Origin of the sequence: Faecalibacterium sp. HTF-F (genome assembly GCF_023347535.1) — a bacterium.
In the GTDB taxonomy this organism is placed as follows: Bacteria; Bacillota; Clostridia; order Oscillospirales; family Ruminococcaceae; genus Faecalibacterium; species Faecalibacterium wellingii.
The window spans coordinates 2181778-2204481 of record NZ_CP094473.1 but is presented as its reverse complement, the minus strand read 5'-3'; the positions used below and the strand labels follow the sequence as shown (position 1 = coordinate 2204481).

Annotated in this window: 18 protein-coding genes and 1 tRNA gene; 12 read left to right on the top strand and 7 right to left on the bottom strand. The window is 56.2% G+C overall.

Going from position 1 to position 22704, the window contains the following annotated elements:
* Positions 1-23: 23 nt before the first annotated feature.
* The gene (locus tag MTP37_RS10475) at positions 24-713 is read right to left on the bottom strand and encodes a GntR family transcriptional regulator (RefSeq protein WP_249237224.1); all 690 of its coding nucleotides are present in this window, start codon (positions 711-713) and stop codon (positions 24-26) included.
* A gap of 391 nt (positions 714-1104) precedes the next feature.
* Here MTP37_RS10475 and MTP37_RS10470 point away from each other — a divergent pair, with 391 nt between their 5' ends.
* The 9 genes from MTP37_RS10470 (at position 1105) to MTP37_RS10430 (ending at position 15401) form a co-directional block, all read left to right on the top strand.
* The gene (locus MTP37_RS10470; protein ID WP_249237223.1) at positions 1105-2205 is read left to right on the top strand and encodes a TRAP transporter substrate-binding protein; all 1101 of its coding nucleotides are present in this window, start codon (positions 1105-1107) and stop codon (positions 2203-2205) included.
* 191 nt (positions 2206-2396) lie between these two features.
* Positions 2397-2852, top strand: a complete 456-nt coding sequence (locus tag MTP37_RS10465) for a TRAP transporter small permease (RefSeq protein ID WP_097780928.1) — start codon at positions 2397-2399, stop codon at positions 2850-2852.
* A gap of 24 nt (positions 2853-2876) precedes the next feature.
* Complete coding sequence (locus tag MTP37_RS10460) at positions 2877-4169, top strand: TRAP transporter large permease (protein WP_249237222.1); 1293 nt, start codon at positions 2877-2879, stop codon at positions 4167-4169.
* Between the two features lie 159 nt (positions 4170-4328).
* Positions 4329-5702, top strand: coding sequence for a sodium-dependent transporter (locus MTP37_RS10455; RefSeq protein WP_249237221.1), 1374 nt, complete (start codon positions 4329-4331; stop codon positions 5700-5702).
* 368 nt (positions 5703-6070) lie between these two features.
* Positions 6071-7858 (top strand): extracellular solute-binding protein, encoded by a 1788-nt coding sequence (locus MTP37_RS10450; RefSeq protein ID WP_249237220.1) that lies wholly within the window; start codon positions 6071-6073, stop codon positions 7856-7858.
* 37 nt (positions 7859-7895) lie between these two features.
* Complete coding sequence (locus MTP37_RS10445; RefSeq protein WP_249237219.1) at positions 7896-10157, top strand: hybrid sensor histidine kinase/response regulator; 2262 nt, start codon at positions 7896-7898, stop codon at positions 10155-10157.
* 70 nt (positions 10158-10227) lie between these two features.
* On the top strand, positions 10228-11967 hold the full coding sequence (locus MTP37_RS10440; RefSeq protein ID WP_249237218.1) for a diguanylate cyclase: 1740 nt from the start codon (positions 10228-10230) through the stop codon (positions 11965-11967).
* 40 nt (positions 11968-12007) lie between these two features.
* Positions 12008-12835 (top strand): substrate-binding periplasmic protein, encoded by an 828-nt coding sequence (locus MTP37_RS10435; RefSeq protein WP_249237217.1) that lies wholly within the window; start codon positions 12008-12010, stop codon positions 12833-12835.
* Positions 12825-15401: a hybrid sensor histidine kinase/response regulator gene (locus MTP37_RS10430; RefSeq protein ID WP_249237216.1), complete on the top strand. Its 2577-nt coding sequence runs from the start codon at positions 12825-12827 to the stop codon at positions 15399-15401. The genes MTP37_RS10435 and MTP37_RS10430 overlap by 11 nt, the downstream gene beginning before the upstream one ends.
* A 105-nt stretch (positions 15402-15506) precedes the next feature.
* On the opposite strand, the gene MTP37_RS10425 is transcribed toward MTP37_RS10430, so the two are convergent.
* The 4 genes from MTP37_RS10425 to MTP37_RS10410 all read right to left on the bottom strand — a co-directional run bounded on the left by MTP37_RS10425 (position 15507) and on the right by MTP37_RS10410 (position 17102).
* Complete coding sequence (locus MTP37_RS10425; protein WP_396344126.1) at positions 15507-15626, bottom strand: hypothetical protein; 120 nt, start codon at positions 15624-15626, stop codon at positions 15507-15509.
* Positions 15627-15657: 31 nt separating this feature from the next.
* Entirely contained in the window at positions 15658-15825 is a 168-nt protein-coding gene (locus MTP37_RS10420) for a hypothetical protein (protein ID WP_249237215.1), read from the bottom strand.
* 325 nt (positions 15826-16150) lie between these two features.
* The gene (locus tag MTP37_RS10415) at positions 16151-16471 is read right to left on the bottom strand and encodes an Hpt domain-containing protein (protein WP_249237214.1); all 321 of its coding nucleotides are present in this window, start codon (positions 16469-16471) and stop codon (positions 16151-16153) included.
* Between the two features lie 554 nt (positions 16472-17025).
* Positions 17026-17102 (bottom strand) — tRNA-Arg (locus tag MTP37_RS10410).
* 122 nt (positions 17103-17224) lie between these two features.
* Between MTP37_RS10410 and MTP37_RS10405 the strand changes: the two genes are divergently transcribed.
* Positions 17225-18610, top strand: a complete 1386-nt coding sequence (locus tag MTP37_RS10405) for a TrkH family potassium uptake protein (RefSeq protein WP_249237213.1) — start codon at positions 17225-17227, stop codon at positions 18608-18610.
* 177 nt (positions 18611-18787) lie between these two features.
* Here MTP37_RS10405 and pepT read toward each other — a convergent pair whose 3' ends face one another.
* A complete protein-coding gene (gene pepT, locus MTP37_RS10400; RefSeq protein ID WP_249237212.1) occupies positions 18788-20005 on the bottom strand; it encodes a peptidase T in 1218 nt (405 codons plus the stop codon).
* A gap of 211 nt (positions 20006-20216) precedes the next feature.
* On the opposite strand from pepT, the gene MTP37_RS10395 reads away from it, so the two are divergent.
* Both MTP37_RS10395 and MTP37_RS10390 read left to right on the top strand, forming a co-directional pair.
* Positions 20217-21212, top strand: coding sequence for a D-isomer specific 2-hydroxyacid dehydrogenase family protein (locus MTP37_RS10395; RefSeq protein WP_249237211.1), 996 nt, complete (start codon positions 20217-20219; stop codon positions 21210-21212).
* A 152-nt stretch (positions 21213-21364) separates the two neighbouring features.
* Positions 21365-21520, top strand: a complete 156-nt coding sequence (locus tag MTP37_RS10390) for a hypothetical protein (RefSeq protein ID WP_249237210.1) — start codon at positions 21365-21367, stop codon at positions 21518-21520.
* Here MTP37_RS10390 and MTP37_RS10385 read toward each other — a convergent pair.
* Entirely contained in the window at positions 21507-22586 is a 1080-nt protein-coding gene (locus tag MTP37_RS10385; protein ID WP_249237209.1) for a 6-phosphofructokinase, read from the bottom strand. The two genes, MTP37_RS10390 and MTP37_RS10385, sit on opposite strands and share 14 nt — an antisense overlap.
* Positions 22587-22704: the final 118 nt, after the last annotated feature.

Here is a 22704-nt window from a genome sequence, read left to right as displayed (position 1 = left end):
GGATGCGCCTGTTTTTCATTGGTTCAGATACCGGTAAAATAGGATTTGTACTTTTCTGCGTACAGCTGGGTGCCCATGCGGCGCAGGCCGCCGTACAGGTGATGCCGGATCAGCGGTTCAATGGCGTCCACATCCTTTTCCCGGATCACGCGCAGGATCTCCCGGTGCTCGCTGAGCACATCCGGCACATTGTTGGCCCGCACCACATCCAGACGGGTGAAGCGGGAGTAGTCCGGCTGCGGCTTGGTCAGGCTCTGCCAGATGTACCACTTGTTCATGCTGCAAAACCAGATGGCGTGCATTTCCAGATCCAGCATGAGGAAGGCGTTGATATCCACATTCTCCGGGTCGGTCATGGTCTGGGCCATTTCCTCCAGCAGGTCATATTTGTGTTTGATCTCGATGTACTCTTTGGGCGAACAGACCTGAATGAAATCGCGCAGCACCATGCTTTCAACGGCTGTGCGCTGGTATGCGATCTGATCCACGATATCCAGATTGATGGGGGTGACGATGGTGCCCTTGCAGGGAATGATCTGCACAAAGCCGTTCTGTTCCAGCCGCTGCAGGGCAGCACGCACCGGTGTGCGCGAAATGCCGAACCGTTTGCACAGCTGATTTTCGCTGATGGTCTCTCCGGGCTTGATCTTCAGCGTAACGATATCATGTTCCAACGTCTGGTAGATGTCCTCCGGATGCAGCTGTTCAGCCATGTGCTCACACTCCATTTATACAGTTGATGATAAGATATTTCTATTTTAGCCTGCCCAAAAGAGATTGTCAACGCATGGGAATGAAGTATACAATAGCCTGTATACAAGCATAGGAAAAGCTCCGAAATTTATCATTTTTGACAAAAGATTGATATATCAGATGAAAATGGACGGAATTGTGTCATCAAATTGTAACAGTTTCCACGAGAAACGGATAAGATTGTTAGTTATGCACAAAGAAACTTTACGAAGTTGGTGAAGTTTGGCTCTTGTGCGGATGTGAATTTTCTGTTACGATTAGCGTGCAATGAAAATGCTGTATACAGGGGCATACCAAAAACTTTGCTGGCGTATGAGGCAAAACGGCACCCCTGAAACAAGGAGGAAGATTATGAAAAAGATCTCTCGTCGCAATTTCCTGAAGGTATCTGGTGCAATGGCAGCTGCAGGTGCTCTGGCAGCCTGCGGCGGTTCCGGTGCATCCACTCCGGCTGCTTCCGGTGCAGCATCCACCAGCACTGCAGCAAGTGCCGCAGCAGCCGGTGAGGACAAGTTTGCATCTCTGGGCGATTTCACCATGACCGTGGGTCATGCACAGCCCGAGGGCAACCCCCGCTTTGTTTCCATGGAGCAGTTTGCCGCCGATGTGGCAGAGGCCACCAACGGCCATGTGAAGATCGAAGTTTACGGCAACGGCCAGCTGGGCACCGAGAAGGAGATGCTGGAGCAGGTCGTGGCCGGTACCGTGCAGGGCATGCGCGGCGGTCAGTTCGACTTCAGCCCCCGCCTGCTGATGTTTACCCTGCCCTTCCTGACCAATACCCGTGCACAGGTCACGGCTCTGCTGCAGAGCGACCTGGCACAGAAGGTGTGCGCTGAGGCCGAGGGCGAGACCGGCACCGTCATCATCAACCTGTGCGATGCAGGCGGCTACCGCCAGTTCTCCAACTCCAAGCATGCCATCAAGGCTCCTGCAGACCTGAAGGGCCTGAAGATGCGTACCAACGGCATGAAGACCATTGACATGACCTTCCAGGCAATGGGTGCTACCACCACTACCATCCCGTACTCCGACCTGTACATGGGCCTGAAGACCGGCGTTGCAGACGGTCAGGAGAACCCCTGGGTCAACGTGGAAGGCATGAAGTTCTATGAAGTGCAGAAGTACTTCACCGAGGTCAACTACCAGTTCCATCCGGACCCCTTCTATGTGAACGCAGCATGGTGGAACGGCCTGCCCGAGGAGTACCGCGATATCATTACCGAGTGCGCCACCAAGATGGGCGAGTACAACGACGAGCTGATCGACAAGAACTCCAGCGCCGCAAAGCAGACCATCGTGGACTACGGCTGCGAAGTCTACGAGCCCTCTGCCGATGAGCTGAAGGCCTTCCAGGCCGCTGTGCAGTCCGTGTACGACCAGTGTGTCACCGAGGGAATCTGCACCGCCGACGAGATCAAGGAGATGCAGGATATCGTTGCAAAGGCATAAGCAGAAACGACCAAAGGCAAGAACGGCCATGTTACGGTAAAGGCGAGAGGGCAGCCTGCGGGCTGCCCTCTGCTGTAACAGGCCAATGGAAAAAGTTGTAAAATAACCGAAAGGGGCTGAGCACCATCGAAAAGCTGAAAAAAATCGGCAAGAAGCTGTTTGACATATACTTTACCATCGGCGTGATCGCCATGGCACTGCTGGCGGCTCTTGTGATCTTTACCGTTATTGCGCGCTACTGCTTCTCCCTGAGCTGGAAGCAGCTGGCAGAGTTCAACACCACCCTGTTTGCCTTTACCACCTTCTGGGGCATGGGTATCAACGTGATCAAGGACGAGCACGTCATGATCGACATCCTTTACGACGGCGTGAAGCCTGCCCGCAAGCGCTGGCTTGCCATCATCAACTACCTCATCGTGCTGGCTGTGGTGCTGGTGTTCACCTATCAGGGCTTCAAGTATGTGGGTGTTGCCGGTAAGCAGATCAGTCAGGGCATGGAGATCCCCATGATGTACATGTACGGCATCATGCCGGTGTGCGGCATCATCTGTGCCATCTGTGTCGTGATCAAGATCATCACCCTGTACAAGGCCGACATTTCCTACTTTGCGCCCAAGAATCAGGCGCTGAGCCGTGACGACGCATAAGCGGAAAGGGGAGAATACACAACTATGGCAATGCTCATCCTTCTGGTGCTGCTGATCTTCTTTGCCGCGCTGGGCATCCCGCTGGCCTTCGCCATCGGCGCTTCCTGCGTGACCTATATTCTGATCTATGCACCTACCTTTATTACTATGCTGCCGCAGCGCGTGTGGAACGGTGCCTACAGTGAGCTGATGATCGCCATGCCGCTGTTCATGCTGGCTGGTGAGCTGATGAACACCGGCGGCATCACCCAGCGCATCATCAACTTCTGCATGGAGCTGCTGCGCCCCGTCCGCGGCGGTCTGGGCGAAGTGAACATCGTGGCTTCCATGATCTTCGGCGGCATTTCCGGCTCCTCCGTGGCCGACACATCGGCGCTGGGTTCCATCCTGATCCCCGCCATGGAGAAGGAAGGCTACCCGCCGGAAGCTTCTGCGGGCATCACGGTGGCATCCTCCACCATGGGCATGATCATCCCGCCCTCTACGCCCATGATCGTTTACTCCATGATCTCCGGCGCATCGGTGGGTGCACTGTTCGTGGCAGGTGCCGTGCCCGGCATCCTGATCGGCCTGACCCAGCTGGTGCTGGTGTACATCATCAGTGCCAAGAAGGGCTGGCACCCGGAAAAGGTCAAGTTTGACGGCAAGCGCGCCGCCAAGAGCCTGCTTTCCGGCATTCCTGCCCTCATCATGCCGCTGTTCATCATCGTCTGCGTTTCCTTCGGCGTGTGCACTGCATCCGAAAGTGCCGGTGTGGCCGTGCTGTATTCCATGCTGGTGGGCTTCTTCGTCTACAGGGAGCTGACATGGAAGGGCGTCTGGGAGGCTTTGAAAAAGACCCTGATCTCTTCTTCCTCCATCATGCTCATCATCGGCTTTACCACCATCTTTACATGGGTGCTGACCATGCAGAAGGTGCCGCAGACGGTGGGTGCCTTCTTCATGTCCCTGAACATGCCCGCGTGGGCCATTGCGCTGATCTTTGATGTGCTGATTCTGATGATCGGCACCTTCATCGACGTCAGCCCGGCCATCCTGCTACTCACCCCCATCCTGCTGCCGGTCATGGTGCAGTACGGATTCTCGCCGCTGCAGTTCGGTGCCATGATGATCACCGGTCTGGCCATTGGTCTGGTCACCCCGCCGGTCGGCATGTGCCTGAACGCCTGCAACAAGATCAACCGCATGCCCATCATTGAGATCTTCAAGGGCGCAGCGCCCTACGTGATCTGCAATGTGATCGTTCTGATCTCCATCAGCCTGTGGGGCCCGCTTACCACCGCCCTGCCGCAGCTGCTGGGCTACAGCATCTTCTGAGCTCAACGCGTATACCTCTTATAAAGACAGGCAGCGCTCCCTTGCGGGGCGCTGTTTGTTTTTCTGTACGCAAACAGGCGGAACCGTTGTATTTGGCCGACAGATATGGTACACTAAAACCACTTGTGTATAGGAATATAGGAAAAGAGGATCTGCAACATGGATACACAAAAACAAAAGCGCAGCGCTTTTTCCGGCAAGATCGGCTTTGTGCTGTCGGCCGCAGGCGCTTCGGTGGGCCTTGGCAATATCTGGCGGTTTCCGTACCTCGCCGCGAAATACGGCGGCGGCATTTTTCTGCTGGTGTACATCGTGCTGGCCGTCACCTTTGGCTACACGATGATCGTGGCCGAAACGGCACTGGGCCGCATGACCCACAAAAGCCCGGTGGGTGCCTTTGGCGCCTTTGGCAAAAAGGGCGGCCTGCGGTTCGGCGGCTGGATCAATGCGGTCATCCCCATTCTGATCGTGCCGTACTATTCGGTCATCGGCGGCTGGGTCATCCGCTATCTGTCGGAGTATATCAGCGGCCATGGCAGTGAGCTTTCGCAGGACGGTTATTTTTCCAATTTCATTTCCAGCGGACTGTCGGCAGAGGTGTGCTTTCTGATCTTCACGGCCTTTACGCTGGCCATCATCTTTGCCGGTGTGCGCAACGGCGTGGAGCGTGTTTCCAAGGTGATGATGCCGGTGCTGGTGGTGCTTTCGGTGGTCATTGCGGGCTATTCGGTCACGCGCCCGGGCGCACTGGCCGGCGTCAGATATTTTCTGGTGCCGAATGTGGCAAACTTCTCCTGGATGACGGTGGTCACAGCCATGGGTCAGATGTTCTATTCGCTGTCCATCGCCATGGGCATTCTGGTCACTTTTGGCTCCTATATGAAAAAGGATGTCTCCATTGAGGAATCCACCGAGAACGTGGAACTGTTCGACACGGCCATTGCCATCATGGCGGGCCTGATGATCATTCCGGCGGTGTTCTCCTTCTCCGGCGGCGACCCGGATACCCTGCAGGCCGGTCCGGCGCTGATGTTCATTACTATCCCCAAGGTGTTCGAGAGCATGGGCTTTGGCCACGTGGTGGGCATCCTGTTCTTTTTGCTGGTGCTGTTTGCAGCCGTCACCAGCTCCATTGCCCTGACCGAGAGCGCGGTCTCCACCTTTGAGGACGAGCTGGGCTGGAGCCGCGAGCGCGCAACGGCACTGATCGGCCTGATCATGGTGGCGCTGGGCAGCCTGTCCGCACTGGGCTACGGCCCGCTGGCGGGCGTGACGGTGTTCGGGATGCAGTTTCTGGATTTCTTCGATTTCCTTACCAACTCTGTCATGATGCCCATTGCAGCCATTGCTATCTGCCTGCTGGTGTCCCGCGTGATCGGCGTGCAGAAGATCGAAGAAGAGGTGACGCTGGGCGGCAAGCCCTTCCGCCGTAAAAAGATCTTCAACTTCATGATCCAGTATCTGTGCCCCATCTTTGCGGCCATCATTCTGGTCAGCTCGGTGGCAAATGCCCTTGGCTGGATCGCTATGTAAGCAACCGTTACCATCGGGAAGAATGCTGAAAACGCAGCGGTAAATAACAGAAGAGTCGTGCAAAGCTGAGCATCTGTGAAAGAACAGGTGCTCAGCTTTTTGCGTTTTTTTGCCGCACCGGAAGGAAAATAACGATAAAAAGCCCGGAATTTACCTTTTTAAGTGCGAAAAATTCCCAAATAGCTTGAAACGCTTTTGTTGCAGTGTTAAAATAATAACACTGCTTTTATGGGGTAATCGATGCAAAACTCAGTGCGGTCTGCTCGCAAGCGTCGGGGTTCCTGTGGGATGTGTAAGAATCGCTAAAGCAGCACTGCGCTACTGCACTTGCGTGGTACTGCCTCCGAAAATGTGAGGAAAATATTCGTATGATGAAGAAGATCTCCCGCCGCTCGTTTTTGCAGGTTTGCGGCATTACGGCGGCAACGGCAGCGCTGACCGCCTGCGGCGGCGGTAAGACCGAAACGACGAAAAAAGACGATGCGCACGAAGCCATCACCTTTATGGCACCTTATAAGGAGATAGAAGCCTTTATTGAGCAGGTACACAGCGTTTACCCGGAAGTGAACATCGAGGTCGTTCCCTACAGCGGCGATAACACCACCACCTGTTTGCAGAATATGTTTGCGGCGGGCGACCTGCCGGACGTCTGCACCTTGACCTACTACGACCCCCGGATCGATCTGGTCTCCGACAAACTGCTGGACCTTTCCGGCTACGATTTTACGGATAACTATGTGGAGTCCCGTCTTCAGGACGTGTTCGATAACGGTGCCATCTACCTGCTGCCCTCGACCTACAACTGCTACGGCATCACCTACAACAAGACCCTGCTGAAGAAATACGGCTGGGAGCTGCCCAATTCTTTCGCGGAGCTGGAAGAACTGGCGGCAAAGGCAAAGGAAGCAGGGGTTGATCTCTGTCTGCCGCAGATCCAGTATCCGGGCTACGGTTTCCAGTACCTGTGCAACATTGCGGACGCCGATTTCCTCGGCACACTGGACGGCAGGCTGTGGCAGCGGGATTATCTGTCCGGTAAGGCGAATGTCAGCAATACCCCCGGCATGATGCAGGCGATGGCCTATGTCCAGAAGTGGAAGGACATCGGGATGCTGAACGACACCGGCGACGCTCTTGACGACAATGTGACCCGGCAGAGGATGACCGAGGGCAACACCCTGTTTCTGATGGGCGGCACCAACGGCATCGTGGAGGCAGACGGCAACGCCGATAAATACGGGCTGATGCCGTTTCTCTCGGAGGACGGCACCCAGAACGTTTTTGTGCTGAATGTGAACCGCTTCTACGGTCTGAATAAAAAGCTGGAGCAGGACCCCCAGAAGCTGGAAGATGCGCTCAAGGTGATGCGTGTGCTATCCACCGTTGCAGGCACCAGCGCTCTGCAGCCCGCAACGGCGCTGAAAAGCAGCCTGCTGCCCTTTAAGGACGCAAAAGCGGACGGCACCTACTATGCCGACATCGCCGATGCCCTGAATGCAGGCAACACCGCGCCCTTTATCTACTCCGGCTGGGAAAACACCATCGTGACCACCGGCCTTAAAATGCTGGACTTTATCAAGGGCAACGCCACCATGGAGGATGTGATCCGTCAGCTGGACGAGGATCAGGATAGTGTGGTGAACAACACCCCGGATGTCATCACTACCGTTACGGAGGAGCTTTCGCAGGAGGACTGCGCCATGCTGGTGGGCCGTTGCTTTGCACAGGCTACCGGCAGCGACCTTGCACTGGTGTCGCTGAGCACATGGATCCCCGGCAACCCGTCCGAACAGAACCATCACGGCGTAGCTGCCAAGCTGTATGCCAAGGGCATTACGGATTACGACCTTTCGGTGATTTTACCTACCGGCTGGAACCGCACCATCCAGACCGTTGCCCTGACCGGGCAGCAAATCAACGACCTGCTTGCTTCTGGTTATGATGCCTACGGCAACGGCAAGGGCTATCCCTATGTGCTGGTAAGCCCGGTGCAGCCGGATGCGGGCAAGACCTATCAGGTTGCCATCTGCGGTGTGAGCGACCAGCTGGCTGCGGAGACCACGGTCACAGACAGCGGCGTGGTGGGCATGGATGCTGCAAAAGCCTTCTTTGGTGCATACACCACCATCAGCCGGGCAGATACCGCATGGAGCTAGGGTGCATCTGAAACAGAACAGACAGGAGATACCAGATGTGAACAACAAACTATATAAAAAGCTGCTTTGGGGCATCGGCGTTGTCATCGTTGCGGTCATCCTGACCCTTTTTATCGTGAGCCGGACCTACATCCAGAACCTTGTCTACCATGAGCGGCTGAACCAGATGGAAGAGGTCACCCATCAGATGTTCCGCAGTCTGGAGGATGTGATCGACAACCATTGGAGCGAGGTGAAAGTACAATGCAATTATTTGTACTGCACTCCGTTAAAGACCGATACCGAGTTCTATCGCTATCTGAAAAAGCTGTCGGAGCTTTCCAATTACCATGAAAGACAGATCGAACTGATTGCCGTGGACTCTGCCGGACATTACTATACTCAGAATGGCCGCATGGGGCTGCTGCGAGGAATGAACTATCTGGCAGACTCTCCGCAGTGGGTCAGCTATGTTTCCAACTCGCTGACCGTGGACGATTCCCGGATGGTGTTCCTGGAACAGCTCTCCACCCCCATCACACTGCAAAGCGGAGAAAAAGGAATCACCCTGCGCTACTTTGGCATTTCGCAGAGCATGACCCAGCTGAACGATTATTTCCGCTGTGATGCCTACGAAAATAACAACAGCGTCTATGTGCTGGATGACGATGGTTTCAAGCTGTTCAACGCCAACGATACCGAACTGCTGAAGGGACACAACGTATACACTGTGCTCTCCCGGATGTCCTATCTGCACGGCTCTTCCTTTGCGGAGGCAAAGGAGCGGCTTGACTGCACAGGTTCCTGTTATTCCAACGCCGTGCTGGACGGCACCGAGTATTTCTACGCCCTGAAGCAGATGGAAAACGCCTGGTGGACGCTGGCATTCCTTGTTCCGGCAGAATATGTGGCCGTGAATACCCAAAAGCTGGTCAACATCGTCATGGTCATCATCATCGTCATTGCGATGGTGTTCTCGGTCATAACAGTTTTTGTCGGCTGGTCTCTCCTGCGGCAAAAGCAGCAGCAGGAGCTGCAGGCAGAAAAAGAAGCGAACCTCCGTCTTGAGCAATACAACATCCATCTGACGCAGGCAAACGATGAGCTGCGGCAGGCACAGGACATTGCCGCGGAGGCACTGCAGTCCGCCGAGCGCGCCAGCAAGGCTAAGACGGACTTCCTTGCCAACATGAGCCACGATATCCGCACCCCCATGAACGCCATCATCGGCATTACCACCCTGATGAAAAACGAGCTGCACCAGCCGGAAAAGCTGGCCGAACATCTGGGCAAGCTGGAAAACTCCGGCCAGCTGCTGCTGGGCATCATCAACGATATTCTGGATATGAGCCGCATCGAGAGCGGCAAGACCACCCTGAATGAGGAAAAAATGAATCTGCCCCAGCAGATCAGCCAGCTGGACAGCATCATCCGCCAGCAGGCAGGTCAGCGCCGCCAGACCTTTACGGTAAACACCCATCTGCAGCACGAAAATGTGCTGGCAGACCCCAACCGTCTGAATCGGGTGCTGATGAATATTCTCTCCAACGCAGTCAAATACACACCCACCGGCGGACATATCCGGTTTGAGGTGGACGAGCTGCCCCGGAACGAGCACTACGCCCGATACCGCTTTGTGGTGCAGGATGACGGCATTGGCATGAGCGAGGCCTACCAGAAGACTCTTTTTGATCCCTTTACCCGCGAGGAGCGCTCCGGCACCAACAAGGTGCAGGGCACCGGCCTTGGCATGGCCATCACAAAGAGCATTGTGGACCTGATGGGCGGCTCCATCGGTGTGGAGAGCGCCACCGGCAAGGGCACCCGCTTTGAGGTGGTGCTGGAATTTCCCATTGATGCCGAGGCAGACCATGCGCAACAGGTGCAGGCCCTGCCGGAGGAAGCGGAAGAAACTTCGCCCCTGTCCGGCATGAAGTTCCTCTGCGCCGAGGATAACGCTATCAACGCCGAAATTCTGGAAATGCTGCTGGAAGCCAAGGGTGCAAGCTGCACCATCTGCTCCAACGGTCAGGAGATCGTGGATGCCTTTGCCAGCGTAAAGCCCGGCGATTACGACATGATTTTGATGGATGTGCAGATGCCGGTGATGGACGGCTTGGAAGCCACCCGCCGCATCCGCAGCGGCGAGAATCCGCTGGGCAGGATCATCCCCATCCTTGCCATGACCGCCAACGCCTTCCTTGAGGATATGCAGAAGAGCAGGGAAGCCGGTATGGACGAGCATCTGTCCAAACCCGTGGATATCGCTGCGCTGGAACAGACGGTAAAACGCTTTCGTGTTACCCCCCCCCGAAAATAAATAGCGGACAAGCGCGTTTCCGCAGAGAAAGCACACAAATGATGTAAATGATGCAGGAGAAGGTTAGAACGTGAATACACTTTCCGAGATCGAGGTCTATTACAAAAAGCGCGAGCGGCGGCTGATCGAAAAGCTCCACAAACAGGAAGCAGCCCTTGCCGCAGCGAATCAGAAGCTGAAACAATTGACCGAAAATCAGAGAGCACCGGTGGACGAAACCGCCGAGCAGCATGCTGCACGGGAGCAGAAGCTCAAGGAAGAGCTTTATCGGGACCCGCTGACAGGAGCCTACAACCGCCGCTATTACGAAGAGGTCGTCCGCAAGATCATCGGCCCGGCGGGTGTCGCACTGCTGGATGTGGACGATTTCAAGATCTGCAACGATACCTATGGGCATCATGCCGGAGATATGGCGCTGAAAACGGCGGCAAACGCCATTCAATCCCGCATCCGGAAGTCGGACCTGCTCATCCGCTGCGGCGGGGACGAGTTTCTGCTGGTGCTGCCCGGCATTCCGGGAGATTTTCTGCGCACCAAGCTGGAACAGATCTGCACCGCCGTGCAGATGGCATCCGTACCCGGCTACTCGCATTTCCGCATCTCGCTGAGCATCGGCGGAACCATGCAGTCCATCACCGACCCGATGGAAAATGTGGTCCGCCGTGCAGACCGGCTGATGTATCAGGCAAAGCGCCGCAAGAATACCGTCACGGTGGAGGTCCCGGGGCAGGATCTGGCTGCGCTGGAAAGATTTTTGCAGGAAAAATCACAGATCCTGCTGGTGGACGACTCCGAAATGAACCGTGTGATGCTGTCGGAGATCCTGGGGCAGGAGTACCGCATTCTGGAAGCGAAGGACGGACAGGAATGCATGGAAAAACTGCAGGAGGAAGCCGGAAACATTGCACTGGTGCTGCTGGATATCAATATGCCGGGAATGGACGGTTTTGAGGTGCTGAGGGCCATGAATGCCAACCATACCATCGAGGACACCCCGGTCATCATGATCTCCAGCGAGGACTCCGAAGATGCGATCCGGCGGTCCTATGAGCTGGGTGCGAGCGACTATGTCAACCGTCCTTTTGATGCACGCATCGTATACCGCCGGGTGACCAACATCATCAAGCTGTACGCCAAGCAGCGGCGGCTGGTACAGATGGTGTCGGATCAGATCCGCGCCCGCGAAAACGATACGGATATTCTGGTGGGCGTGCTGAGCCACATCGTGGAGTTCCGCAACGGCGAAAGCGGGCCCCATGTGCGGCACATCCGCACCATCACCGAACTGCTGCTCCACCATCTGCTGGACATCAGCAGCAGATATCCGCTCACGGCGGAGCAGCAGGATCATATCCCGCTGGCCTCTGCCCTGCACGACATCGGCAAGATCGCCATTGACGAAAAGATCCTCAACAAGCCCGGCAGGCTGACACCGGAGGAATTTGAGCTGGTCAAGACCCACAGTATGCGGGGCGCCGAAATGCTGCACGGTCTGGAAGATTTTGCCGAGCAGCCGCTGCTGCAGACCGCCTACGAGATCGCCCGCTGGCACCACGAACGCTGGGATGGCCGCGGCTACCCGGATGGGCTGAAGGGCGATGAGATCCCCATCAGCGCACAGCTGGTCTCGCTGGCCGATGTGTACGATGCACTGACCAGCGACCGCTGCTACAAAAAAGCCTACCCCCACGAAAAAGCCGTGCAGATGATCCTGAACGGCGAGTGCGGGGCGTTCAATCCGTTGCTGCTGCAATGCCTGACGGATATCCAGACCGACCTGAAAGAAGAGCTACAGGGGCATCCAAACTGAGCTGCGGATGCGATCAAAACAGGAGTATAAAAAAGCCCGAATGAAACACAGAATCTCACGCCGTGCATTCTTGAACGGATGCACGCTGCTGGCGGCAGCTGCTGCCGTAGGCAGTCTGACTTCCTGCGGAGGAAAGGAAGCAAAAGACAGCGGTCTTGCACAACTCGTTGTGGGAAGCGACACCTACCCGCCTTATATTTATCTGAACAATGACGGTGTCCCCACCGGGATCGATGTGGAGATCGCCACCGAGGCGTTCCGCCGCATGGGGTATGCTGCCCGGTTTGAAACGATCGACTGGGAGCAGAAAACAAATCTTGTGGAAAGCGGTGCCATCGACTGCATCTGGGGCTGCTTTTCCATGGATGGCCGCGAAGAGGTATACCGCTGGGCGGGGCCTTACATGGTGAGCCGTCAGGTGGTTGCGGTGGATGCCGACAGCAGCATCCGATCCCTCAGCGACCTTGCCGGCAAGACCATCGCCGTGCAGAGCACCGGCAAGCCGGAGGAGATCTTTCTCAGCGGCTCCGACCCGCGCATCCCGCAGACGGTGGAGGTGCTCAGCATCGAAAACCGCAGTGTGCAGTACGCAATGCTGGCCTGCGGCTATGTGGACGGCATCGCCGCCCACGAGACAGGAATCCTGCAATATATGAAGGACAATGCCGTAGACTTCCGCATTTTGGAGGAACCGCTGCTGGTCACCGGGCTGGGCATCGCCTTTGCCAGAAACGACACCCGCGGGCTGGACAGCCAGCTGACCGATACCCTTGCGCAGATGCGCGCGGACGGCACGCTGGAGCGGATCATTGGCCGATACCTTGAAAATGCTGCGCAGTATCTGGAGGTGGACACCATTGGCGCGTAAAAACAGAACCACCCCGGATAAAAGGAGATGGGCGGGCTATCTGATCGTCGGCGTGCTCCTGATGATCGGTGTGACATTTCTTTCCGGCTGGCGGGCAATGCGTACAGCGGAGGAACGCTTTTGCCAGACCCTTGAGTTTGTCAAATCCCAGTCCACCAGCTTTGAAAAGTACAATGATACCATCACGGCAAAGGCACTGCGCCGCACGGCGGTCGCGGTCAATCAGCTGGCAGAGGACCCTGCCCTCGACCTCTCCGACCCGCAGTGCCTGAACAGGCAGGCAGAAAAGCTCTGGCTCACCGGCATTTCGGTTCTGGGGCCGGACGGCACGCTCCGGTGCGAGTCCACGACCAATGGCATCGGCTATGCCCGGTTTGGCGGCCAGCTGAAAAATGACGCCATTCTGGATGTTTTATCTTACCCGCGAAAGACCTATGTGAAGCGCGTCCTGCTGGAAGATGGCTCTGCTGTGGATGTTGCGGCACACCGGGCAGAAAGCACAGAGCTGCTCCTGCTTGCCTACCGGTATACCCCGGCGGAATTTGTGGAGGAAACGGCGCTGTCCATCCAGAGCGTACTGGATGGCTACCCGGCAGAAACCAGCGGCACGCTGTTCATTGTGCAGAACAATCAGGTCATTGCCGCAAACCGCCCGGAGCTGATGGGGCAGGATACTGCGGACAGCCCGCTGGTGCAGGGAATCCGCAAAGCCAGTGCCGCAGAAAAGCTGACCCATACCCGGGATTGGAACGGCTCCGGCTGCTATTTCGGGATGTTCTGCCATGGCAGATCCTTCGATCTCTATGCGTACACGGATGAAAAAATGATCTTCCGGGAGTCGCTTTCGCTGGTCCTGATTGCGCTGGTCGGCTACAGCCTGCTTGTAATGGTCCTTCAGCTGCTGCGCCGCCGCTCCGTGCAGGAGATGGAACAGCAGAAAAAAGAGCAGGAGAGGAAGTATCAGACCCAGCTGGAAGAGCAGAACCGCAAGCTGGAGATCGCGCTCCAGCACGAGGGGGCGGCAAACCGCGCCAAGCGGGAGTTCCTGTTCAATATGAGCCACGATATCCGCACCCCCATGAACGCCATCATCGGCTTCACCTCGCTGGCTGCGACCCATATCGACAATAGGGAACAGGTGCTGGACTACCTGAAAAAGATCTCCACTTCCAGCCAGCATCTGCTCTCCCTCATCAATGATGTGCTGGATATGAGCCGCATCGAGAGCGGAAAGGTAAAGATCGAGGAAAAAGCGGTGCATCTGCCGGATCTCGTCCACGATGTGCGCTCCATCATCCAGCCCAATATTTCGGCAAAGCGGCTGTCGCTTTTCATCGATACCATGGATGTGGAGAACGAGGATATCATCACCGACCCGCTGCGGCTGAACCAGATCCTGCTGAACATTTTGTCCAATGCCATCAAGTTTACCCCCACAGGCGGCATGATCAGCATCCGCATTGCCGAGAAAAACGGTGCGCCTGCGGGCCGGGCCTGCTATGAGTTCCGCATCAAGGACAACGGCATCGGCATGAGCGAGGAGTTCCAGAAGCACATCTTTGAGGAGTTCACCCGTGAGGAAAACTCCACCGTCAGCGGCATTCAGGGCACCGGCCTCGGCATGTCCATCACCAAGAACATTGTGGATCTGATGGGCGGCACCATCGCCATTGAGAGCGAGCCGGGCAAGGGCAGCGAGTTCATCGTGAACCTCTGCTTTGCGCTCAGCGGACAAAAGGTGGAGCTCAGGCAGCTCCCGCAGCTGGAAGGGCTGCGGGCACTGGTGGCGGACGACGATACCGACACCTGCCTGAGCGTCAGCACCATGCTCTCCAAGATCGGGATGCGGCCGGAGTGGACGATCTCCGGCAGGGAAGCGGTGATCCGCACCCGGTACGCCATGGAACAGGGAGATGAATTCAGCGTTTACATCATCGACTGGCTGATCCCCGATATGAACGGCATCGAGATCGTGCGGCAGATCCGCAAGGTGATCGGAAAAAGTTGCCCCATCATCATCCTGACGGCCTACGACTGGGCCGATATTGAAGAGGAAGCCCGCGCTGCCGGTGTTACCGCCTTCTGCGAAAAGCCGCTGTTCCTCTCGGAGCTGCGCAGGGTGCTGGCAGAGCCGTTCGGTGCAGAGCCTGCCCGCAGGCCGGTGCAGCTGAATGCGGAGGCCTTCAAAGGGAAAAAGATCCTGCTGGTGGAGGACAACGAGCTGAACCGCGAGATCGCGCAGGAGATCCTGAAGGAAGCAGGCTTTGAGGTGGAATCGGCCGAGGATGGTGAGATCGCCGTCCGGAAGATGAAGCAGGCGGCAGACGGACAGTATGACCTGATCCTCATGGACATCCAGATGCCCAACATGGACGGCTACGAGGCAACGCGGCAGATCCGTGCCCTGCCGGATGCCGCAAAGGCGGGCATCCCCATCTTTGCAATGACGGCAAATGCCTTTGAGGAAGACCGTCAGAATGCGTTGAAAGCCGGTATGAACGGCCATATTGCAAAGCCGCTGGATATTCCGCACCTGCTGCAGGTCCTTGCAGAGGTATTGAAATAAACAGCGCCCAAAAGCAAAAGCACCCACAGCAAGCGCCACAGAGGTTTGACCTCCGGTGAGCAAATTGCTGTGGGTGCTTTATTTTTATGCCTGAACGGCAGTTGGTCACAGGATCTTGCGCAGCTCCTGCACAAGGTCGCCGATCACGATGGGTTTGGACAAAAAGCCATTCATGCCACTTTCCAAGGCATTGCGGCGGTCTTCGTCGAATGCGTTGGCGGTCATGGCAAGGATCGGAATCTTTGCCAGTGCGGGGTCATCCAGTGCGCGGATCTGCCGGGTGGCGGTACACCTGAATGGTTAGGGCGTCCTCCTCCTGCTGTACCTGTTCTGCGGTTTTTGTGCCGCAGCCGGTCAGCAGGGAAACCGCCATCACCAATGCCGCAAGCAGTAAAATAAGGCGGTGCAATGTTCTTTTGTTCACTAAATCGTTCTCCTCACAACTCTTGGGCAGCAGCCATTTTCCGGCAAAGCTGCTTTGGCCTACTTGTCGTACATCACTGCCCGCAAGAGTGTGCGCTGTAAAACCCGCCCACGGAAAGGATGCCGCAAATATTTTGCGTGTGTCCTGTTTTGTACTCTCCCTCTACCGCGAAAGGGCAGAGAATGACAGAAACATAAAAATATTTTACTACTGCCATGAAGGATTTTTAATGAATTTTCACGTATTTATACATAAAAAATACGCGTGTCCGATTTCTTTGCATCGGCGTACATGGCGGGCGGAAAACTGTGGGGGGCAGCCTGCGTTACTGCACCCCACGGATGGCATCCGTCGTGATCTTGTACTGTTCCGTCACACGGGCAAACCATTCCCCGGAGCCTTCCAGTGTGCCCGCACGCAGCACCTCGGTCAGCTCATAGGCGGGCTGATAGAGATTGGTAAAGCCAAGGTTCTGGCATACACCCTTGAGCGTGTGTGCCGCACGGAATGCTTCCTGTGCGTTTCCTTCCTTCAGTGACTGCTCCAGCTTTGGATAGCTGTCGTCGTTCAAAAACATCAGCGCAAATTTACGGACCATACTCTCACGGGGCAGCCGATGAAATACCTCTTCATAGTCTGCGCCCATTTCTTTATAACACTCCTGAATCGTCATAATCCCTGCACGGCCTTTCTTATTTCTTTCTATGTGCGGCACTGCATCGTCACAAAAGTGCCACGCGGATTTGTTGCAGTTTGTTATACTATCAATATACCATTTATTTAGTAGGATTTCAATTCATTTGCAGCGGTATTTTATAAAAATAAGGGCCGCTGTACATTATTTTGTGCAGCAGACCCCTTTCGTTTGCAGAGAGTTCAGGAACTTTCTCTGCCGGCTTTTCTTTCGGGTGGCAATGTCCTGAAAACAGAAATGGCCCGGCTGATGCCGGGGCTGGGTGTACTTGAACAGCATCCCGTCCAGATAGATTGACACCGGTTTATAGGGGAGCGTCTGCCAATTTTAGCAGAAAGCATAGAAAACGGCGATTTTGGCCTCAATTAGCTGGAAAGCCGATTTTATTAGCAGGGACCGAAAATTCTGCTAATGGCATTCGCTGGCTGATTTTGGCGATCGGTTCAAAATGAAAAATGCGAAGATCGTCTTTCCCATGGAAAAATGACCTTCGCATTTTCTTGAAATGGCGTCCCCGATGTGATTCGAACACACGGCCTTCCGCTTAGGAGGCGGACGCTCTATCCAGCTGAGCTACGGAGACAGATACCCTATTATAATACAGCATTTTGCGGATAAAATCAAGTTGAACCGTAAAGCAAAATGGTGTATGCTATAGGAGAAATGAAATAGCCGCGGCAGGTCTTGCCGCGTGCGGAGGATCTTATGGAAAAGATAAAGAGGAAAAAGCTGTTTTACCGCCCGGCGGGCAAGCGCAAGGGAGGGTATACGCCTACGCAGATCATCTGCGGGAGCTTTGTCATCGTGATCGCGCTGGGGACTTTCCTGCTCAGCCTGCCCATTGCCAGCAGGCATGGGCAGCTGGATGTGCTGGATGCCATGTTCACGGCCACCAGTGCCACCTGCGTTACCGGCCTGATCGTGCGGGACACCTGGACGCAGTTCACCTTCTTCGGGCAGGCCGTGATCCTGCTGCTCATTCAGGTAGGCGGACTTGGTCTGGTCACGCTCACCAGCTTTTTTGCGCTGGCCATGCGGCGGCGCATGGGCTTCCGTGACCTGCGGCTGCTGGGCGAGAGCGTCTCGGCAGACGGATACGCGCAGGCAAAGGACGTGCTGAAGATCGTGGTGGGTCTGGCCGGGCTGTTTGAGGGCATCGGTATCCTGCTGCTGCTGTTTGTCTTTGTGCCGCAGTTTGGGCTGGAGGGTATCTGGGTCAGTGTGTTTACGGCAATTTCGGCCTTCTGCAACGCGGGCTTTGACCTGTTTGGCCGGTTCGGGCAGTATTCCTCGCTGGTGCCCTATGTGAACAACTACTATGTACAGGCCGTTGTGATGTTCATGATCATTTCCGGCGGTCTGGGCTTTATGGTCTGGGTGGAGATCGGCGAGTACCACAAAAAACACCGCCTGTCTCTGCAGGCTAAGGTGGTGCTGAGCTTCTCGGTGATCCTGTGGCTCGGCGGTGCGGCGCTCATCGCGCTGATGGAGTGGAACAATCCTGCCAGCATGGGCGGGCTCTCTGTGCCCGGTAAGCTGATGGCGGCGCTGTTCCAGTCGGTGTCTACCCGTACGGCGGGCATGAATACCATCGACCTTGCCGCCTGCGGGCCCATTACCAAGCTGCTGATGAGTGTGCTGCAATTCATCGGTGCGGCACCCGGCTCCACCGGCGGCGGTGTGAAGGTGACCACCTTTGCCGTCATCATCCTGACCATCCGCAGCGTGGCTCAGGGCCGCGACGACTGTGTGATCGCAGAGCACCACATCGAGTCCAAGACGGTTTATCGTGCTTTGACCATTATCGTGCTCGGCGGGCTGGCGGCGGTTGGCTCGGCTGTGGTGGTGTACTACAACACTTCGGAGGCGGTATCGATCATTGACGCGATCTTTGAATCCTGCTCGGCCTTTGGTACGGTGGGCCTTTCGGTGGGCGTTACCAGCCAGCTGAACCGGGGCGCGAAAGCTTTGTATATGGCGGTCATGTTCATGGGCCGTGTGGGCCCGGTGTCGCTGGCCATGAGCCTGACGGCAAAGCCCGACGATAACAAGCGGAAGATCATGCCGGTGGGACATATCAATGTGGGTTAAATGATTTGAATGCCCTCCGCTGGCGTGTTGGGCATGAATAGAGCAAATCAGGGCAGACTGCGGTCTGCCCTGATTTGCGTTTTCACGTGAAGAGTCGTAAAGGCAAACGTCAGAGTATAATAAAAGTGGATGCTATCCCAAAACAGCACTCACTTTTTGTATATTAAGAATAAAAAATCACTCTGCGTACAGAGAAATGATGTTCAGCAGGATCTCGGTGCAGCGGTCCATGCGTTCGGCGGTGATGCACTCACACACGCCGTGGAAGTTGAAGCCGCCGGTGCCAAGGTTCGGGCAGGGCAGGCCCTTCCAGCTCAGCATAGCGCCATCGGTGCCGCCGCGCACCGGAATCTCTTCCGGTTCCAGCCCGGCCATGCGGGTGGCCTTGCGTGCGGTTTCTACTAAATGGAAATGCGGCTTGATCTTTTCCAGCATGTTGCGGTAGCTGTCCTTGATCTCCACCTCAACGGTGCCTTCGCCGTACTTGCCGTTCAAAAACTCGGCAATGTCCAGCATGTTGTCCTTTTTGAACTGCAGCTTGTCAGCGCTGTGGTCGCGCAGGATATAGCCCAGTTTTGCGGTGGTCACATCGCCGTACATCTGGCACAGATGATAGAAGCCCTGCCGGCCCTCGGTCGTTTCGGGGCGGGCGGTGATGGGCAGCGCCTGATGGAACTCCATGGCTACATTGGAAGCGTTGATCATGGTGTCCTTGGCAGTGCCCGGGTGGACAGAGAAACCGTGGATGGTCACGGTGGCAGAAGCGGCGTTGAAGTTCTCGTACTCAATGGAACCGGCATCGCCGCCGTCCACAGTGTAGGCAAAGTCTGCGCCGAAGCCGGGGATGTCAAACAGCTCTGCGCCCTCGCCGATCTCCTCGTCCGGCGTAAAGGCTACGCACAGTCTGCCGTGGGGCAGGCCCTTTTGCTGCAGGGTCTCCACGGCGGTGAGGATCTCCGCAATGCCGGCCTTGTCGTCGGCGCCCAGCAGAGTGGTGCCGTCCGAGGTGATAAGAGTCTCCCCCTTCATGGAGGGGAGGAAGGGGAACATGGAGGGCTTCATCACCATGCCGGTGGCAGGCAGGGTCACGTCACCGCCGTTGTAGTTCTCCCAGACGATGGGCTGCACGTTCTCGCCGCTGGCATCATCGGCGGTGTCCATGTGGGCAATGAGCCCCAGTGCGTGCTTGTCCTCGCAGCCCGGGGTGGCGGGCAGGGTGCCGTAGACGTAGCAGTGCTCGTCCACATGGGCATCCTCCATGCCAAGAGCCTTCATCTCCTCCACCAGCTGGCGGGAAAGGTCGAACTCCCGCTCGGCGGAGGGGTGAGTGCCGGAGGTCTCATCCGAGGTGGTGTGCACCCGGACATAATTCAAAAGCCGTTCATAAGCGCGCATAAGGCACACTCCTTTTATGTTTCAGTGATGTATACTACGACTTGCTCCTTCTATCATACCCTCTTTTCCGATTTTTTACAACTCTTTTTGCAGCATCTGCATGGAAATATGCGTCCTCATGCAAAAGATGAATATAATTCACCACTAAAAATGCGTCAGTCCGCGCAGAACGTGTTAAAATAAAGACAAAATCAGCCGGGAGGGAAGTTCTATGGCAACAAAAGTCTTTTTTTACACGCTGCGTCCGTACGATGAGCTGAGCATTGCACAGCGGCTGGCACCGCAGCTGGATATCGAGTTCGGCTATACGCAGGAATATCCCACACTGGAAAATGCAGAGCTGGCAAAGGGCTATGACGCTGTATCGGTAACGCCCTGCGATATGAGCGCGCCCATGGTAAAGCGCTTCCATGAACTGGGCGTAAAGTCCATCTGCTGCCGCTCCATCGGCTACGACCATGTGGACCGCGAGACTGCCCGGACGCTGGGGATGAAGGTGGCCAATGTGGATTATCCCCCAAACGGCGTTGCGAACTTTGCCATTATGCTCATGCTGATGAGCCTGCGCAAGGCGGGACACATCCTCAAGCGCGGGGAAGCGCAGGACTACTCGCTGCAGGGAAAGATCGGCCGTGACATCTCCACCTGCACGGTGGGCGTGATCGGTACCGGCCGCATTGGCCGCACGGTATTGCAGCATCTGTCTGGCTTTGGCTGCCGTCTGCTGGCCTACGATCTGTACCCCAATGCAGAGGTGAAGAAGATCGCGGAGTATGTGCCGCTGGAGACACTGCTGGCCGAAAGCGATGTCATCACCCTGCACACCAATGCCACCGAGGAGAACCACCATCTCATCGACGCCAAGGCCATTGAGACCATGAAGCCGGGCGTGACCATCATCAACACCGCACGCGGCAAGCTGATCGACAGTGATGCACTGATCGCCGGGCTGGAAAGCGGCAAGATCGGCGCGGCGGGCCTGGACGTGCTGGAAAACGAGAACGGCCTGTATTATTATAATCGCATGGGCGATGTGATCCCGAACCCGGAGCTGGCGGTTCTGCGCAGCATGCCCAATGTGATCCTGACCGACCACACGGCTTTCTACACCCACGAGGATGTGGAGAGCATGGTGCGCGGTGTGCTGGAAAGCGCCGTGGCCTTTGAACAGAACCAGCCTACCCGGCATGATGTGACGGATCTTTGATTTGTCAGGCAGACGATTTTGAATGGCCGCTGTTGCACTCTGGCCATATTCAGCGGAAATATGATTCCTAAATAGAGCAGATCCCGGCAGGCTGCGGCCTGCCGGGATCTGCATTTTCACGGGAGAGGGCGCAGCGGAAAACGGCATTCAGTGTGTTTGAAGCATCTGCCGGTTGGGACCCTTCCGGTGAAAAAGGGATTCCTGAAAAATCCGCAGATTTTCAGGAATCCCCAATAAAAAATAATTATTCCGCTAAAAATGCTCAGAGCAAAGCGGAGAGCATTCAAATGGTGATCAACCCAGACTGATGCCCATGCGGCGGGCGACGGTGAGCAGCTCGCAGCCCTCCGGCACGTTACGGGTCTTGCCTGCAATGTCGGCCAGACGGTTCTGGGTGACGTGACCGTTCACCATGGCGACTGTTACGCCGTAGCGCTCGATCTCTACCAGCTTTGCCGCATAGCTGCCGAACTGGGTGGCCAGAACACGGTCGTAGGCGCTGGGGCTGCCGCCGCGCTGCATGTGGCCCGGGATGCACACACGGGTCTCCATGCCGGTCTTTTTCTGCACGGCCTGTGCAATGCGGTTGGTGGCGGTGGTGCCAAAGCCTGCCTCGGCGCGCTTTGCCATCCACTCCTTGCGCTTCATGCCGGCTTCCTCGCAGTTGATGGCACCCTCGGCTACAGCGATGATGGAGAAGTTGGAACCCTTTTTGGCGCGGCGCTCCACGGCAGAGCACACACGGTCGATATCATAGGGCTGTTCCGGCAGCAGGATGATGTCTGCACCGCCAGCAATGCCGGAGTACAGCGTCAGCCAACCGGCCTTGTTGCCCATGATCTCGATGCACATTACGCGGCTGTGGCTGCCGGCGGTGGTGTGGATGCGGTCGATGACATCGGTGGCAATGTCCACGGCGGTGTGGAAACCGAAGGTCACGTCGGTGCCGTAGATATCGTTATCAATGGTCTTGGGCAGGCCGATGATGTTCAGGCCCTCCTGCGAGAGCAGGTTTGCGGTTTTGTGGGTGCCATTGCCGCCCAGACACAGCAGGCAGTCCAGCTTGGCTTCCTTGTAGGTCTTTTTCATGGCGGCGACTTTATCAATGTTGTCGTCCTCCACCACACGCATCATTTTAAAGGGGGTGCGTTTGGTGCCCAGAATGGTGCCGCCCAGCGTCAGGATGCCGCGGAAGTCGTCCTCACACATCTCTTTGTAATCGCCGTTGATGAGACCGCTGTAGCCGTTCAGAATGCCCACGATCTCCACATTCTCGCCCATGCGGGCATACAGCGCTTTGGCTACGCCGCGGATGGTGGCGTTCAGACCCGGACAATCACCGCCGGAGGTCAGGATTCCAACACGTTTTTTCATTCAAAAGCCCTCTTTCATTTGCTGTTCAGCACCGTGCATTCCGGCTCCGAAAGTCAGTCTGCCCGGGAACCCGCTTATTTATAGTATAAGATTATTCCGGATGGGGCACCGTGTCAAG